Genomic DNA, 16,724 nt, shown 5'->3' on the forward strand with positions numbered 1-16,724 from the left:
CTTTTACTTTTCATAATACTGCAATTTACTTAATTATTAATTTTGATTGCAGTCCATTTTGATGGGGTAACTATAATCCAGGTTGGTACTATTATTTGATCAAGAACAAAAGTCTATTTTTCGTGTCCTTCGATGATTGAATTGACGATAGTATAAATTATATTGAAGGCAGTCTCATTGAAGTAAATGAACGATTATTATTGGATGGGCATTATGATCAATTGAAAGGGAATTTATACAAGAAGTAAAACTAAAAAATATGAACACAATAAACTGTTTTGATCAAAAATTGATTAAACATTCTTTTAGAAAAAAGCGTGGTAATTATTGGGTTTTAGAACTGGATGGAGGTTTTATTATTATCAATTTGCAAAGATCAAGATTTAATAATAAAGTCTACTTTATCAATATTGGAGGGAAGTCAAAACAAATTTCAAATTCAATAGGTAAATTACATCAAGAATATTGGCATTTTAGAGGAAGGTATGGAAGCTTGATAGGAGAGACAGAGTTATTGTCCGAATTGATAAATGAAGAAGATTGTAATACAGGGTATATAGATGATTTAGTTTGTAAGATTAATTCAATTGTTGTCCCATATATTTCTCAGTATTTTGATATAACCTTTTTTAAAAAAGAGATTAATGAAGGTAATTATGACTTTTTACGACTACTCACGTCAGTAGACTATTAATCATAAGAACTTCATTCTAGCTTAAAATCAATAGATAAACAAAACAAAAAACCAATGATGGGTCTACGAATGAAGGCAAAAACCATCACAAATGATTTTATTCTTGATCTATTCGTATTACATTGAAAGAGCTTAACGAATTAATAAAACTGACTGTTTAACGAATCTCATGAAAAATCTTCAACTTTATCATAGAAAAGTCATCCAACGTCTTATTGAAGACAAACGATTTACCGTAGCAGAAATTGCGGAAGGTTTAGAGGTATCCCCGTCTACGATCTACCGTGAGTTGAAAAGAAATACCAATCCAAAAACCAAGAAGTATGACGCCGAGTATGCACATAAATTATTTTTAGCACGAAAGAAATACGCAGGTTCCAAAAAGAAAAATCCATTCATACATCATACAAGGAGGAAAAATGATTACGAGCTTTATGCTGAAAGAAAATATATCTATTGGTACTCTGATCAGTACTATGATCTAAAATTTAAAGGCAAGAACTACGATGCTGTCTACCTCAAAAAATGGTACGCCTACCGCATTGGTAAAAAGTATCATCACCATCAAGACGATTGGGAATACTACGATCTTTGGATGGAACATTTCCAACTCCTCAGAGCACAGCAAGCACAACCCGGTCCGAAATATTATTGGATGCGTGAACTGATCAAAGATCAACCACGATTCAAACTTTGGAAGAACCCAATCGCTGTATTGGAACACAAAAAGTGTGTCTAATCCATTCCATTTTCATGAAAATTTATCTCAACTCACCAATTTCCTCTCACTTCACTCCACAATTTTTCACAAGATTCCCTCTTCAGGGATTTTTTTATGCCCAAATTTTCCGAAGTCACATCAAAAATCAACACCTGCACAAACTTGAAGAGATAATTTGCATTTGCTCACGAATTGATTTGAAAAAAATATTTTTTGAAAGTCGATTGGTTGCTTCAAAAAAATCAATTCTTGTTTTGTAATACATAAACATGTAAATTCAGATTGTCTCTCAACAATCTAATAGCAAACTTAAAATTTATGGAAGTTGGGAGTTTTTTTACTAATGGATATATACAATATGGCGTATATCCGTGAAATTTTTTAAGGTTAAATAAACGCTATTGTGTTTATTCAATGTCAACCACAATTACATGAGAGAATGAGCGTAGAAATTACATTATATACAAAAAAAGCTACGAAGACTGGATTAACCAGGCTCTTGGACGAGAATGGATTCCAAAAGATTGACCATGTAATAGAAGAAATGAATAATGAAAGTAATCTACACTTCATGTGGTTTGGATTTGAGAATCATGAGTCAAATGTCGGAGTTGAAGCAACAGTAATTAAGATTGATGAAAGTAATAAAAAAGAATACAAATGCTCTGACTGGGTTTTACACACAAGAACTAAAGCTGAAGGAACCTATGAGGATAAAGCAAAACAAAATGAAATAATTAGAATAGCAAGAAAACAATTTGGGGGTTCTTTTTATAATGATTGGTATGGAACTAATAGATATACAAACCTAGATGATTATGAAAAACTTCAACCTCATGAAAAAGCAGTTTTTAAAATAAAGGAAAACGCATTTGATAAGTTAAATCAAATCATCAACTGTTTAGATAGCTATAAAAATCCAATGAGTGAACATTTACAAAGCATTGGAGATAATATGCTTGGGAAATTATTAAAAACCAAAGACCCAAGTATTACACTTTATAATGGATTGATTCCCTTTTTAGTTTCAGTAATAGAATATTTTTTTGGTGAGACATTTGTAAATTTCATAACATATGATTCTTCGGCTAGAGATTTGATAATAGATGAAAAAGTAAAAATAGGAGTTTCTGAAGTTGTAAAGATTCAAAACAAGGAAACTTCACTTGAGCGAATTATATCCGAGACCTACAATTTTCAGAACCTAGATAGCATAAATAAAGCATATAAAAAGTATTTGAAAATTGATGTTTTTGCCATTTTAAGCAAAAGGAAGAAAGTCAACGGAAAAATATTCAGAGTATTAACAATACTCGGAAAATTAGTTGATTCACGGCACAAGATTATTCATAATTTGGAATTTAATCTAGATTTGACAAAAGAGGACTATATTACTTATGTTAAAACAGTTGAATTGACCATCGAAATGATAATTGATGAATTAAAGAAAAAAAGAATCTGAAAATAGAAATGTATAAATAAAAGTGGCTAACAATATAGTATACGCAATATGCCTGTCGCAAGTGCAACACAGGCACACTGCGCATCTACTCAACCGTATGTTCAATTAATAATATGTATCGAAAATCATTTCCAAAATGTGAAATTCGAGGCGATAGAAGCCCTTCAAAGAAGAAGAAAATTATGGGATCAATTTCTGCTTTGCCGAATAAATGTTTGAGTTGTGAATTCCTATTTGAAGGAGAATGTTTAAGAGCAGAAGAATTAGCTGAAGACTATTTAAGATTGGACTATGGTAGTTGTGGTATCGAAGGCAATACTGAACCTAGAACGATTAAAGTGTCAAAAACTGGTATAGAAATATTTGTGCCTAATAAATGTATTGATTGAGAATTCCTTATTTACGATAGCACAAGGCAATTTGTTTGTAGTAAAGATCAAGAAATATGGGGAGATGGATTTCGTGAATTAGATTGGGGAGATTGGCAACCAAAATTTCCGAATGTTGGGTTAAGGAAATTTGGAAGAGATGATTTGGATTTAGGCAATGTTGCAATAACTAATAAAGTAATTCAACTTATTTTAGATGGTCATAAAACAAAAGCTTTGAAAGTCTATAAAGACTTAAATAACATCTCTACAATTAAAGAAGCAAGAGAAGATATTGAGCAGATAGAAATAAAATTAAAAAAGTGCAAAACAAGGTGTAATTGACCATAACTTGCGACTGCTTCGTCACTGGCAATTACACGGAACGTTTTAGCTTTAAACATTAGTATTCACATGATTAAAGTAATCAATCATGAAAACTGTAATTACTGCTTTATTTTAAATTAAGAAATGGATAACGAATTAACTATAATAAAAGATAAACTATTAGATCAATTTATTTCAAGATATAGTTATGGTGATACATGGTGGATGTATATAGGAGAGTATTACTTAGAAGCTCATACCATTGAATTTGAAGACATAGCTCAAATTGATGATTGGTTAAAAAACAATTATAAAAATTATGAACATTGCATCGATAAGGAAGAAGTACCCAAATCAACTCTAATGAGTGCCAACATGCGAAAAAACATTATTAATATAGAGTTGGATAGATTAAAAAACCTGACTTTGTATTTTGAAAATGGCTCAACAATGAAGGTATTAACGAATACAGATATAGTAGACTGGCAATGGTCAATAAGTAAAAACTGTAAAGACCCTTATCAAGAATTTGATATTGCATGTTTTTGGGCGGGCAAAATAGAAATAAGGGATTAATTTAAATAAACTACAACAATAGCTAATCCCCATCCACCGACTACACACCTGCTGACCGTATATTAATCATTACTTTGTACACAATAACCCTAAAAATATAAGATGAAAGAAAACATAAATATGGCTGTCTTAATTGACGGTGACAATATACCATCTGCCAATGTAAAGGATATGATGGAAGAAATAGCCAAATACGGCAACCCAACTATTAAGAGAATTTATGGTGATTGGACCAGACCCGGGTTGACAAAATGGAAAAACTTACTGTTAGAGAATGCAATTACTCCTATTCAACAGTATGGATATACTACTGGGAAAAACGCAACCGACTCCGCCATGATTATTGACGCAATGGACATTTTATATAGTGAGAAAGTTGAAGGTTTTTGCCTTGTCTCTAGTGATAGTGATTTTACCCGATTAGCGACCCGTTTGAGAGAAGCAGGAATGCTAGTTATCGGAATAGGAGAGAAAAAAACACCCAATCCATTTATTGTTGCTTGTGATAAGTTTATTTACATAGAAATTCTGAGGAAACAATCTGAAGATAAAACAGACACAAAAGAAACTGCCAAACCTTCAGTAGATAGTATTACAAACAAAGAGATTCACCTCATTTCTTCTTCTATTAATGATTTATCGGATGATGAAGGGTGGGCTTTCCTTGGAGATGTTGGAAGTTTAATCCAGAAAAAACGCCCCAATTTCGACTCTAGAAATTATGGATTTGAAAAACTTACACCACTTATTAGATCAATTAACAAGTTCGAAATAGAACAACGAGAAAATACAAAAGGAAGAAGTAAATTGATTTATGTTAGAATAAAAGAAAAGCATTTTACAAGGGGAAGAAAATCATAGTGACTCTCCTTACTGTTTTTAGTGTTAAGCCGAGAGTCGTCACTAAAAACAATAGCATAGTTTATGTCTGTTACTTATAACTATATAAAACTATCGGAAAATACTTGATAAAATGAGAATTGTTATAAGTTACAAGCTTAAAGAAAAGTCAAGTTCGAAGTGACACCTCCCGGCTTAATACTATTAAAAAGATATAGGGAATATACTTGAAAATACTTTGTACCGAACCCAGACAATACCTTTCCTAAGACAGTACTATTTTGAATTAATTGCGAAAAGATTTTTTTAAAAATTAACATAATGTATCTTTGTTGAGTGTAAGGTGATCTTAGGGAAAGTTAACATTGTTTTCAGTCACTACATACATACTTTCTTAAGAGATCTAATACACATGTACTTAATAAATGTTGATTAGCAAACTATCCTACAAGCCAATTCTTGATAATATCAATTTAATATTATCCTAACCTTGAAAAGGAGCGTATGCAATGTGTTAATGTGTATATTCTAAACTATAACAAGCAAAAAATGAGAGCTAGGCTATTCTATCTATTATTGATTTTTACATCAATTTTCTTTAGTGAAATCATCAATCAATTATTAGAAAGAATATCCCAATTGGAAGGGAGTAATAATCAAAAATAAACTATTGTGAAACTATTTATATTTCAATCATCAGTATATGGTGATAGCTATGAAAACATAAATAATAATATCTATTTAAATTAAAACTAACAATACAAAATGAGAAGAATAAATTTTTTATTGGTCTTAACAATGTTGTGCACACTCAATACAGTGTATTCTCAAGAATATCTGAAAGTTAATGGATCAAACCATATGACAGGTTCTCTAGAAATAAATAAAGAGAGTGGATATTCTTCTATAGAATTAAAGTCTGGGGTGGGAGCATTTATTGATTTTACTTCTGATCATACCTCAGATTTTAACGGAAGAATAATATGGAATTATTATAATTCTAACAAGTTTGATATTTTAGGTGATGTTCGATTTAAAAATAGCGTAAATCTAGATTATGCATCTGCCAATGAATTTATAGTTAATACCCGATTTTTTCTTAGGAAACCTGAGAAGGTTGAAGATTGGAACACAAACTGGGGTAGTAGTTTCGTTGAATCTTATAATGCAAAGAATGCTCCTGAAGAATCTGGGTGGTTTTGGGGTTTAAATATGAACCATGGCTCAAATAATGAATCATATAGATTTAATGGTCAGATTGCGATTAAAAATTCATCTACCAAGCCTACCATGTATTTTAGGAGTACAACAAGTGATGGAACAGGAGTATGGGCAAAAGTACTAACGAATCGTAACAACCAATATATAGATGGCGGTTTAACGCTTAACGGTAAATTGCTTTCAAAGGAGGTTATGGTTCGTACAGATATTGAAGTGCCAGACTATGTTTTCAAAGAAGATTATGCATTGATGTCTTTGGAAGAGGTTGAAAAATACATCAAAAAACATAGTCATTTACCAGAGGTGAAATCAGCAAGTGAGATTGAAGAAGAAGGGCTTCATGTAGCAGAAATGAATTTGATTTTATTGAAAAAGATCGAGGAATTAACATTGCATACTATTGAACAGGAAAAACAGATCAAGGACCTTACTAAAGCATTGGATAAAGATGAAAAGCAGGATGAAATCATTATTCAACAACAAAAGCTGATTATTCAATTATTAAAAAAACAAGAAAACTATGATTATAATGAATAAATTAAATAAAAGATGATTGATCATCAGGTTATTAGATTCAAACTTAAACTTCTACTAATATCAATTTAAAATTAGGAAATTCTTATTTATAAGACTTTCTATCAATTACCTCCTTTCAAGGATGTAGTTGAATGCAAACATAAACATACTATGACAAAATTTTATATTTGCTACTTAATAACTTTTTCTTTGTTATTTCTTAAAAGCAATTTTTCTAATGCACAACCAGAATTTGATTATCATGGTTTTAATGTTGCTCTTCCTACTGCAGATGCAGCAAAGATGTCTAAATATGGTAATCAAATGCCAGATCTTTTTTCAGGTAAATTGAGTGTTTCCATACCGATATTCACAATTCATACCCCTGATATTGATATTCCAATTACATTGGTTCATAGTGGTGGAGCAAATAAAGTTAGTGATCCAGGTAATAGAATAGGCTTAGGTTGGCATTTAAATTACGGAGGAGCAATATCCAGAACTAAAAATGGCAGACCAGATGATGTATTTGGTTGGTTAAGTGAGGCTGTTCCCAACGAACCTCCGACAAGAGTTATTGATGATAATGAAAGGTATATAGTTCTGGAAAACTATGATACTCAGCCTGATATATTCCATTATAGTGTAAATGGTCTGTCAGGAAAGTTTGTATATGAAAATAATTCAGATATTTATCAAACCTTTCCTCCTACAAACGTAAACATTGTAAAACATGATGATGCGGGAGGTATTTATTTTTTTGAACTAATTGATGATAAAGGGTTTACGTATGAATTCAGCGCTGGAACATTCAGTTATTTTCCTTCTTATGATCCATACGAAAGTGTTGATTATACATCTAGTTGGAAACTAACGAAGATAATTCCTCCTAATGGGGACGAGGCTTCTAATGAAAATATCATAGAATTTAAATACAAAGTCTTACCTCATCGATGGACAAAAACTCGAATTGATACAAAATATGTTTTACATTATGGTACAGAGCCTCATATCGATATAGAGAATTATCCGAAAAATGGAATTAGTTCAGAAGAATCTTTAAGCTATCATAGTGAATCGATATTGGAAAGCATAACATGGAGTGAAGGCCAAATAAATCTAAAATATGAAATAGAAAACGAGGGAATTATTGGAGGAGATTTACTGACAAGTATTGATATTCTTGATGAAGAAGGTGTAATTCAGAAGACAGTAAGGTTAGATAATAATTCATATTTTTCATCAAATTCAGATAGTAAGAGAGCAAAACTCAATGGAATTACTTTTGAAGATAAAAATGATAATGTGATTGAAAAGTATTGCTTTGAATATAATTCAGGAGCTTTACCTACTTATTATTCTGCATCTCAAGATCATTGGGGTTACTATAACGGTCAAAACAATTCAACCCTAATTCCTTCATTTGAAGTAGTTCCGACAGAAAGAGATGTAGATAGTAGCTTTAAAGGAGCAGATCGGAACCCTTATTTTATATCAACAAAAGCAACATCTCTAGCAAAGGTGATTTATCCTACAGGTGGTTATACAGAATATACATATGAGCCAAACGAAGGAAAAATGAACCCTACATTAGAAGACTATTTTGAGAAAAGGCTAGACTTTTTTTTCTCCGCTGTACCACAGATGATAATAGGTTGTTCAGACGGAATATGTACTGCTACTGATGTAAAGAGTGAGGAATTTGTGATCGATACGGATAATCTCTATAAGATAAGTCTTGAAATAAACGCAAAAGGTTTATTATCCCCTGAAGCAGGAAATCCAGTAGGTGTTACTGTGGAAATGGAAGATGAAGGAGTTTGGGAAAATGTACTTCATGTAACACTTCAACCGGATGATCCACAAGGTTTTTCAGAGCCTAGATTTATTAGCTTGATTGATAAAGAAATTGAAAAAAGATTTAAATCTAAACATAAATATAGAATTGTAGTTTCAGTATTAGATGAAGTATTACAGGATGGAATCCTTAAAATAAGTCTTAAAACTTATGAAGATAAAAGGAAAACCCAACCTCAGTCTACAATAAAGAAAGGAGGTGGTATAAGAGTCAAAGAAATAAAAGATGTTACTCCTTTAGGAGGGGAAATTGTAAAAAGTTTTAACTACGAGGATGGTGAATTTACAATCCAAAAGATGTATGACGAATTAAAAACAATTGATTTATTAAAAAACATCGGAAAGACTATACAAGGAGATAAAGCACATCAAGCTATTTCAACAGATTTTCTAGTTTTCTCAGCATCATCTAACCCTTATAATCTTGAGTCAATAAATGGAGGTGATGTAGGTTATGGTAAAGTAACAGTTGACTATTCTGGAGCAAAAAACGGTAAGGAAGTTTATTATTTTACGCCTATTCATCAAATAAATCCTAAAGATTTCGAGACTAGAAAAGGTCTCGATTACAATTTTTCGAGTGGTAACATATTAAGAAAAGAGGTTTATAATAACAATGGAGATCTCATTAGTTTAATTAAAAATGAGTATGAACCAGAATCATTTTGGTCAAATGCTTTAGGCTATAAGATGCAATATCGTTCTATAACCAAAGGACTTAACAGTATTGGAGAGAGTTATAATAACCTTGAGATGTTATGTTATTACCGACCACTTATTTATTGGAACTTGAAAACTAAAGAGACGAGTGTTTTTTATAATGAAGGAAATAAAATAACTACAACAACGAATTATAAATATTATGATTATCCTTATTTATATCACAAGGAAAAAATAACACAAGCTTCAAATTCAGAGACTTTAAGAACTGTTTATAAATATCCTTTTAATGATAATAAAAGTTTTTCAGAAGATTTAAGTATATCTGAATTGGAGAACAAAGAAAACTTATTTGCATTAGGTAGATATGGTCAACTTATGGAGGTGACAGAGTATTTGAATGAAAAAATAATATTTAGAAAGAAGGTCACTTTTCAAAAATTAGGAGATGAACAAATTTACCCAAAAAAAGTTTTTATTGCTAAAGGTGATCAGCCTTATGAGAATAGCAATATCACATCATTTATTTACAACACTAATGGAAGAGTGATCGAAAAGGAGGTAAACCAATCATTAGAGTCTTATTTTTGGAATGCTAGAGGATCTAAATTAATAGCAACTATTAAGGGCTTGGGGTATACAGATGCTGAGCAGTTTTTAGGTACGGATTTATCATTACTAGCACCTTATAATAGACCTGTATTACCCTCTGATATACAGGGTTTTAGAAAGGTTAATTTTGAGATGAGAGAAAAGTTACCTGGAAATGTATTAATGAATACTTTTACATATGATGGGTTGAACGGTATTAGCTCACAAACTGATGCAAATGGCATATCTACTTTTTATCACTATGATTCTTATGGGAGGTTATTCAAAGTATTAGATGATGAATTGAACCCGATTAAGGTATTAGATTATAAGATAGTCAACTCTCAAAACTTAAAATAAATATTTTTGGTGGCATAAAACTGCCTTTATATAAGCAAACATACTCCAAAAAAATGAAATATTTTTTATTATTATTAATACTACTTTCTGCTAATTCCAATGTATTCTCATTTATTGTAGGTCCTCATGAAGTAGACATTGATGTTATTACCGAATTTTACATTGAAGTGACATGTAATAGTGGTGGTGGAACAGGTTTCTTTGGAGAAGGGACCGGAACTGAAATATGTGATGTTGAATGGATAGTATCTTCCAATGGACAAATAATAAACACATGGTATGTTGATGATCGGTACTTTGTAAGAGTAAGGTGGCAATCAGGTTGTAATGGGAGTATTAGCCCTAAAGTAAAGGGTAATATTGCTGATACACATTATGTGAAAATTTTATATCCAGATTTATCTCCTGGATCCATATCTGGTGAAAGAACCATTTGTCATGGTTCTGCTAGAGGTGTTATTGAAAATACTAATTTAGTTTCAGGTGTTACACATTTTAATTACCAATGGTATGAATCTATTGATGGAACAAATTGGAGTGCTATGTCTGGTAAAACAGGTGTAAGTTTGCCTTCTGAAAACATTACATCAACCAGGTGGTATCGTAGAGGTGTTGTACTTTGTGATGAATTACTACCTCAGTTTAATACCGAACCAGTAAAAATTACAGTACTTAACCAAATTAATATATATGATTTAAATGCTGAATTTTATTATTTCTCGAATGAAACAACCGCTAAGGTTACCTTGAGTGGTTCACAACCTGGAATAGTCTATAAGTTATTTAGAGGTGCTGATATTCTTGTTGGTGAGCAAAGTGGTTTTTCTGATAATCGTAGCCTTACTTGGAATATTAATATTGATGATACATATAAGGTCATAGCATATCAAGGGGAACAATGCTCAAAAGAGATGAACGGAAAGCCGTCCAAATATACTATATGTACAGGTACTTCTATTACGGTAGGTTTACCAGCTTCTAAGGCTGGTGCAGTATATACTTTATACAAAAATGGCCAAGCTCAATCACCTACTAAAGTTGGAGATGAAATAAGTTCAATAGAATGGTTCGTAAGTGACCCCGCAACATATATTATTAAAGAAAAGGTAGATCCTTCAGCTAACAATTTAATAGTAGGGAGCTATATACTTTCCAATTTTATGGAATTTACATTTACCGATAATAACGATGGTAATATTCTAGTAGAGTATAATGAAGCTTCTAAACCATTAGGAATTTCATATCAAGGAGGGGATGGGAATACAATTTTTAAATGGGAAAAATCTTCAGACCAAGTTTCTTGGGAATCAGTCGGTGAGGAAAGTACGTTTACACCTACATTAACTGACGAAGATTTATATCAATTCTATAGATGTGAAATGGTTAGTTGTGGCAAGACGTATCATTCAAGTATTTATACTATTGTCAAAAGAATGGAGCCAGCTTCACCATATTGGGATAAAGTGAATAACAAACTCTATTTGAATAATACTTTATCTGGTTATTCTTATGAGTGGTTTAAAGACGGTATCAGTTTGGCTTCAGCAGTACCTATAATTGAAACTCCTGCTGAAGGTAAGTATACCGTTAAAGCAAAAATTTTGGATAATATATATGTTGGAGAAAGTATTTCTACAAAAGTAAGATTATGGTCTACTCCTTATAGCGTTGAGCCAATTGAAACTTCAGGACACACTATGTCTAATGTCAACTTCATTCGAGAATATTCATTTTCTTCACCTTACTCTGGAAGTTTAGATCCTTCGAATTTAAATAACCTTAACCCTGTTGATCATGTAAGAACAACTACTGAATATTATGATGGATTAGGTAGACCAATTCAACAAGTAGTAAAACAACAAAGTCCAAAAGGGTTTGATATGGTTCAGGTTACTGGTTATGACAAAATAAATAGAAGTCCAAGAGAATATTTAGCATATATATCTACTTCAAGCTCAGGAGATGTACAGTTAAATGCATTTGAAGATCAAAAGAGTTTTTATGAAAAAGGTATAGGTCAAAAATCTACAAGCTTTCCATATTCTCAAAATGAGTTTGATAATTCACCACTCAATAGAATTTCTTTCAAGGCATCCCCGGGTGATGCATGGGCTGGGAAAATGGCAACTCTTGAAGATCATAGTATTCAAATTAGAGAAAGATCAAATGTATTGCAGGATTTAGTGAAGAAGATGAATATTGAAGAGGATGAGAAAGATACACCAGAGACTATCATTTTGGAAAAACCTCATTCTGGAAATTATACCATAGTAGCGGAGGAAAGCATAACATTGAAGCCTGGTTTTGAATATAGTAGTGCCTCAGGAAGTTTTATTGCTAAAATTCAGCCTCCTGTTATTGATGTTAACCTTGAGTTCTATGATTACAGAGAACTATTGATGACAGAAACTTATGATGAACATGGTTATCTAACAATTGAAGGGAAAAATAAGAAAGGGCAAATTATTATAAAGAAAGTTCAAAACGGTATTGATGAAGCCACTGGTTTAGTCACCTACTATGATACGTATTACTCTTATGATATCTATGGAAATTTGGTATTGGTGATTCCACCTTTAGCAGTAGAGAAAATTGGAAATTCGACTACTATTTCGGATGATATTTTGAATAATCTCTGCTATCAATACAAATACGATGAGCAAAACCGTATGATAGCCAAAAGAATTCCTGGAAAGGAATGGGAGTATATGGTTTATGATCAATGGGATCGTTTGGTTTTGACTCAAGATTATAATTTAAGAAAAAATCAGGAGTGGTTGTTTACAAAATATGATGCTTTAAATAGACCTGTAGTTACTGGTAAGAAAACAATTACAGGTACGTTAGCAACTATTCGATCAGAAGTAGCTAATAATACTAATCGTTATGGTACTAATAGTTACCCTTCAATCTCTGGTGCAACTGTCTTTTCAGAAACCTTTTATGATAACTATGATTGGTTAGCACCAGGCTATACTTTTAGCCTACCTCAAGATATTTTTGTTGCAGATGAGGCAAGAGGAATCGAGGTGCCTTCACAGTTTAAAACAAGTGATGGGAAAACAACGATTAGAGGTCAAATTACAGGAAGTAAAGTTCGTGTTTTAGATACTGATGACTTCCTCACAACAGTAACGTATTATGATGACAAATATAGAGTCACTCAGACGATTACTGAATCTTTGGATGGAGGGAAAGATATATTGACCACTCAGTATAATTTTGTGGGAGAAGTGGTAAAAACCTACTTACAGCATGAAAGTTATGTTGACATCACAGTCTTAGAAGAGAATGAATACGATCATGTCGGAAGATTGATGAAAGTATATCAACAACTGAATGATGATCCACGAAGGTTGGTTGTAGAAAATACTTACAATGAATTGGGTGAACTTATCTCCAAGAAAAATGGTACAGAACAGCAACTTCTTCTACATGAGTACAAATACAATATCAGAGGATGGCTATTAAGCCTTAATGATTCGGAAGAAGGAATCAGTCAATCAAGGCCTTTTAGTTTCGATCTTGCATATGATGCAGCCGGGCAATACAATGGCAATATTGGTAGTCAGTCATGGCAAAGTTTTAGAGATCCTAATTTAATGAGAACATATGATTATTCTTATGACCCTTTAAACCGTTTGAAAAAAGCAAAATATCAAACTTATAACCAGATTACTAAATCAATTGAAGATGATAATTTCTATAGTGTAGGTGTAGATATGCAGGGTAATGGAAATGGAATAGAATATGATGCAAATGGAAATATCTTACGTTTACAAAGAAATGGTCTCCAAAATAAAATAGGCGATGGTAATAATTATGGGGTGATAGATCAATTGACGTATAATTATTCTACCAACAGTAACCAATTACTATCCGTAACAGACGGGGCAAATACTATTGGTGATAATTTTAAAGAGGACCATAGTTTTTATGATGGGAATAAATCCAACAATGATTATGCGTATGACTTGAATGGAAATCTTCGTTCTGATCTAAATAAAAATATCGAAAGTATTGAATACAACCACTTAAACTTACCTGTAAAGGTGACTGTTGAAGGTGGAACCGTAAAATATATCTATGATGCGGCAGGAATTAAGTTGCGTAAAATTGCGACTATTGGAGATAAAACTAAAACAACAGACTATATAGGAGGTTTTGTCTATGAAGATTCCATTTTGCAATTTATGCATACAGCAGATGGTAGGGCATTAGCGGAAGGATCAGGGATTGTATCTCATAGTGAGGGGTTAGAGTTTGTGCATGAATACCATTATAAAGATCATTTGGGGAACTTAAGAGTAGCGGTTCGCCCGAATTCTGTTTATTTAGAAAACTTTGATGATAACACTTCCATTTTTGATAATGCAGATCAAAACCGTGTTGCTTTAAACAGTTATTCCCCTCAACATTCTCAGCTTTTAACAGGGGAGGATGGTAAATCCATAGGTGCATCTATCACTTTGGTAGTCAAAGAAGGGGAAACCTTTACCGCTTCTGTTTTGTCGAAGTACTATAGCAGTAGTAGTGACAATTCCCAAACGACCCAAACCTCTCAAGTAGGGACAACTACGGTGGGAATAACAGGTGAAACATCTGGACAAGCAGTACAATCAACAGGAATGAGTATGCCTTTTCTCACTGCCGGTTCTGATACACAAGGGGATGCTGAAGCTTATATCAAAGTAAGTTTTAAAGATAGTGAAGGGAATAGTGTTGGTAATGATCAAATAAAATATGTTTCTACTCCAATGCAATGGGAAGAGTTAAAGCTAGACGAGACTACTCCTGCTACAGCCACCCAAGTAGAAATAGGTATTTTTAATGATACAGAAGGCTATAATGTCTATTTTGATGATTTAAAGATCGAATTCAACGATTACATCGTCCAAGAAAACCACTACTATCCGTTTGGTATGAATATGGCGGGTATTGAGAAGGAAGGTACACCGGATCATAAATTCCAATACAATGGAAAAGAGAAGCAGGAGGAAATTGGTTTTTATGATTATGGAGCAAGGCACTATGATGCTAGTTTGGGGAGATGGTTTGTAGTGGATCCGTTGGCGGAGAAAATGAAAAGTAATTCACCATATAATTATGCATTTAATAACCCAATAACGTTTATTGATCCTGATGGAGAGTTCCCAATAGTAATTCATATTAGAAGTTTTGCTCCTTATGAATCGTTTGGAGCAAGAGGTTGGCGTGGTGATGATAGAAGTTTTAGTCTTGACCCTACTGCTTCATCAAGGTTAACGCAAAGGACATATTATGAAACCTCTAATGGTGATTTTTCACATTACAAGTCAGGAGCGATGTCTCATTCAAATTATGGAGCACAAGCGTATTCTGAGGCTTATTTAAATGATAAGGGGTCAAAATATGGGAAAGTATCTGCACATTTATTTGGAAATAATGATGCCTTATTACCTGCAATAGAAGGGTTATCACCTGATTTGTATGATGGAGGTCCAACATGGGATATTGATATTCATACGAGTTTATATATAGCTACATCTGAATTAGATAATGGTAATCAACTTTTAACTATTAAAGGTCAAATTTCAGGTGATAGATTCCCTAATGCGGAGGCTTATGTAACTGATGCTACTGGTAATCAAGTTTGGCTTGGAGCATTTGCGAATCAAGAGGGACCCAATATGGGACCATTTATAACTTTGGGAGGTGACTTTAAAAAGCCAATGATGAATATTAATGTTAGCATTTTAACAGATAAAAATGGCATTTTCACGGGAGTGAGAGTAGGAGATCGAACAATTTCACTTGAACAATGGAATAAGGACAATTCAGGACCTATGTCAGTAGATGAGTTTAAAGAGGAGTACAAGGAAATATTTAACTCCTTATTTGGTAACCAAGATTAAAAATTATTAAAGATGGTAAATTTTATAAAAAGAAAAAAAATAGAAATACCCTTGGTCATTATGGGAGTTCTTGTTGTGACTTCTTTTATTCCAATTATTCAGATATTGATTATGACCTTGAATGGAGGAATTATGATTTTATTCTCCTTACTAGTTGATGATAAAGAGCTATCCAGAAATTTTATATTGGCGATTGAAGGTTTCATATCATTAATTGGATTGATTCTTTTTTATAAGTCAACCAAAATATTATGGAGGATATTTTCAGTGATACTTACTCTTTTGTTTTTATTCCCTTTGATGGTCTATATTTTTGAATTTATTGTAACAGATAAATATTTTGTACAAAATATGGTTGCTGGTTTTGCAGTAGGCTTGATACTTCTAATTGTCACTTTATTTAAAAAGAGACCTTCAGAAAAGCGTTAAATATAGAACCCTCACTGTTCTCAGTGTTAAGCACAAGCGTCACTAAGAACTTGGCTATTGAATAAGTTTCCAACTTATAACCTCAAACCAAAAGTAGAAGAATATATAAGGTCAATTTTTGATTTTGGAGTATCAAAAATTGACCTTATATATCGTATATTTACGCCATAAACGAACAACAGTTATGTGCACTTCACGTTATATCAAT

General features: G+C 32.4%; 10 protein-coding genes. All 10 read left to right on the forward strand.

Going from position 1 to position 16,724, the window contains the following annotated elements; genetic code table 11:
- The first annotated feature begins 259 nt into the window (after positions 1 to 259).
- The 10 genes from IC221_RS28295 to IC221_RS28340 all read left to right on the forward strand — a co-directional run bounded on the left by IC221_RS28295 (position 260) and on the right by IC221_RS28340 (position 16,516).
- Entirely contained in the window at positions 260 to 694 is a 435-nt protein-coding gene (locus IC221_RS28295; RefSeq protein ID WP_188172161.1) for a DUF4304 domain-containing protein, read from the forward strand.
- A 169-nt stretch (positions 695 to 863) separates the two neighbouring features.
- On the forward strand, positions 864 to 1,433 hold the full coding sequence (locus IC221_RS28300) for a helix-turn-helix domain-containing protein (protein WP_188172162.1): 570 nt from the start codon (positions 864 to 866) through the stop codon (positions 1,431 to 1,433).
- A gap of 421 nt (positions 1,434 to 1,854) precedes the next feature.
- The gene (locus IC221_RS28305; RefSeq protein ID WP_188172163.1) at positions 1,855 to 2,877 is read left to right on the forward strand and encodes a HEPN domain-containing protein; all 1,023 of its coding nucleotides are present in this window, start codon (positions 1,855 to 1,857) and stop codon (positions 2,875 to 2,877) included.
- A 182-nt stretch (positions 2,878 to 3,059) separates the two neighbouring features.
- Positions 3,060 to 3,266: a hypothetical protein gene (locus IC221_RS28310; RefSeq protein ID WP_188172164.1), complete on the forward strand. Its 207-nt coding sequence runs from the start codon at positions 3,060 to 3,062 to the stop codon at positions 3,264 to 3,266.
- Between the two features lie 450 nt (positions 3,267 to 3,716).
- A complete protein-coding gene (locus tag IC221_RS28315) occupies positions 3,717 to 4,148 on the forward strand; it encodes a hypothetical protein (protein ID WP_188172165.1) in 432 nt (143 codons plus the stop codon).
- Between the two features lie 102 nt (positions 4,149 to 4,250).
- Entirely contained in the window at positions 4,251 to 5,009 is a 759-nt protein-coding gene (locus IC221_RS28320) for an NYN domain-containing protein (RefSeq protein ID WP_188172166.1), read from the forward strand.
- A 744-nt stretch (positions 5,010 to 5,753) separates the two neighbouring features.
- Complete coding sequence (locus IC221_RS28325) at positions 5,754 to 6,746, forward strand: hypothetical protein (protein WP_188172167.1); 993 nt, start codon at positions 5,754 to 5,756, stop codon at positions 6,744 to 6,746.
- A 150-nt stretch (positions 6,747 to 6,896) separates the two neighbouring features.
- The gene (locus IC221_RS28330; protein WP_188172168.1) at positions 6,897 to 10,193 is read left to right on the forward strand and encodes an RHS repeat protein; all 3,297 of its coding nucleotides are present in this window, start codon (positions 6,897 to 6,899) and stop codon (positions 10,191 to 10,193) included.
- 53 nt (positions 10,194 to 10,246) lie between these two features.
- Positions 10,247 to 16,087 (forward strand): DUF6443 domain-containing protein, encoded by a 5,841-nt coding sequence (locus tag IC221_RS29700; protein WP_223241529.1) that lies wholly within the window; start codon positions 10,247 to 10,249, stop codon positions 16,085 to 16,087.
- A 12-nt stretch (positions 16,088 to 16,099) separates the two neighbouring features.
- Positions 16,100 to 16,516, forward strand: a complete 417-nt coding sequence (locus tag IC221_RS28340) for a hypothetical protein (RefSeq protein WP_188172169.1) — start codon at positions 16,100 to 16,102, stop codon at positions 16,514 to 16,516.
- Positions 16,517 to 16,724: the final 208 nt, after the last annotated feature.

The organism is Flammeovirga sp. EKP202 (genome assembly GCF_014534745.1).
Taxonomy (GTDB): Bacteria; Bacteroidota; Bacteroidia; order Cytophagales; family Flammeovirgaceae; genus Flammeovirga.

Excerpts from the sequence above, each read along its gene's own strand:
- IC221_RS28295 (WP_188172161.1), top strand. The coding sequence starts at position 260 with ATGAACACAATAAACTGTTTTGATCAAAAATTGATTAAACATTCTTTT.
- IC221_RS28300 (WP_188172162.1), top strand. The coding sequence starts at position 864 with ATGAAAAATCTTCAACTTTATCATAGAAAAGTCATCCAACGTCTTATT.
- IC221_RS28305 (WP_188172163.1), top strand. The coding sequence starts at position 1,855 with ATGAGCGTAGAAATTACATTATATACAAAAAAAGCTACGAAGACTGGA.
- IC221_RS28310 (WP_188172164.1), top strand. The coding sequence starts at position 3,060 with ATGGGATCAATTTCTGCTTTGCCGAATAAATGTTTGAGTTGTGAATTC.
- IC221_RS28315 (WP_188172165.1), top strand. The coding sequence starts at position 3,717 with ATGGATAACGAATTAACTATAATAAAAGATAAACTATTAGATCAATTT.
- IC221_RS28320 (WP_188172166.1), top strand. The coding sequence starts at position 4,251 with ATGAAAGAAAACATAAATATGGCTGTCTTAATTGACGGTGACAATATA.
- IC221_RS28325 (WP_188172167.1), top strand. The coding sequence starts at position 5,754 with ATGAGAAGAATAAATTTTTTATTGGTCTTAACAATGTTGTGCACACTC.
- IC221_RS28330 (WP_188172168.1), top strand. The coding sequence starts at position 6,897 with ATGACAAAATTTTATATTTGCTACTTAATAACTTTTTCTTTGTTATTT.
- IC221_RS29700 (WP_223241529.1), top strand. The coding sequence starts at position 10,247 with ATGAAATATTTTTTATTATTATTAATACTACTTTCTGCTAATTCCAAT.
- IC221_RS28340 (WP_188172169.1), top strand. The coding sequence starts at position 16,100 with ATGGTAAATTTTATAAAAAGAAAAAAAATAGAAATACCCTTGGTCATT.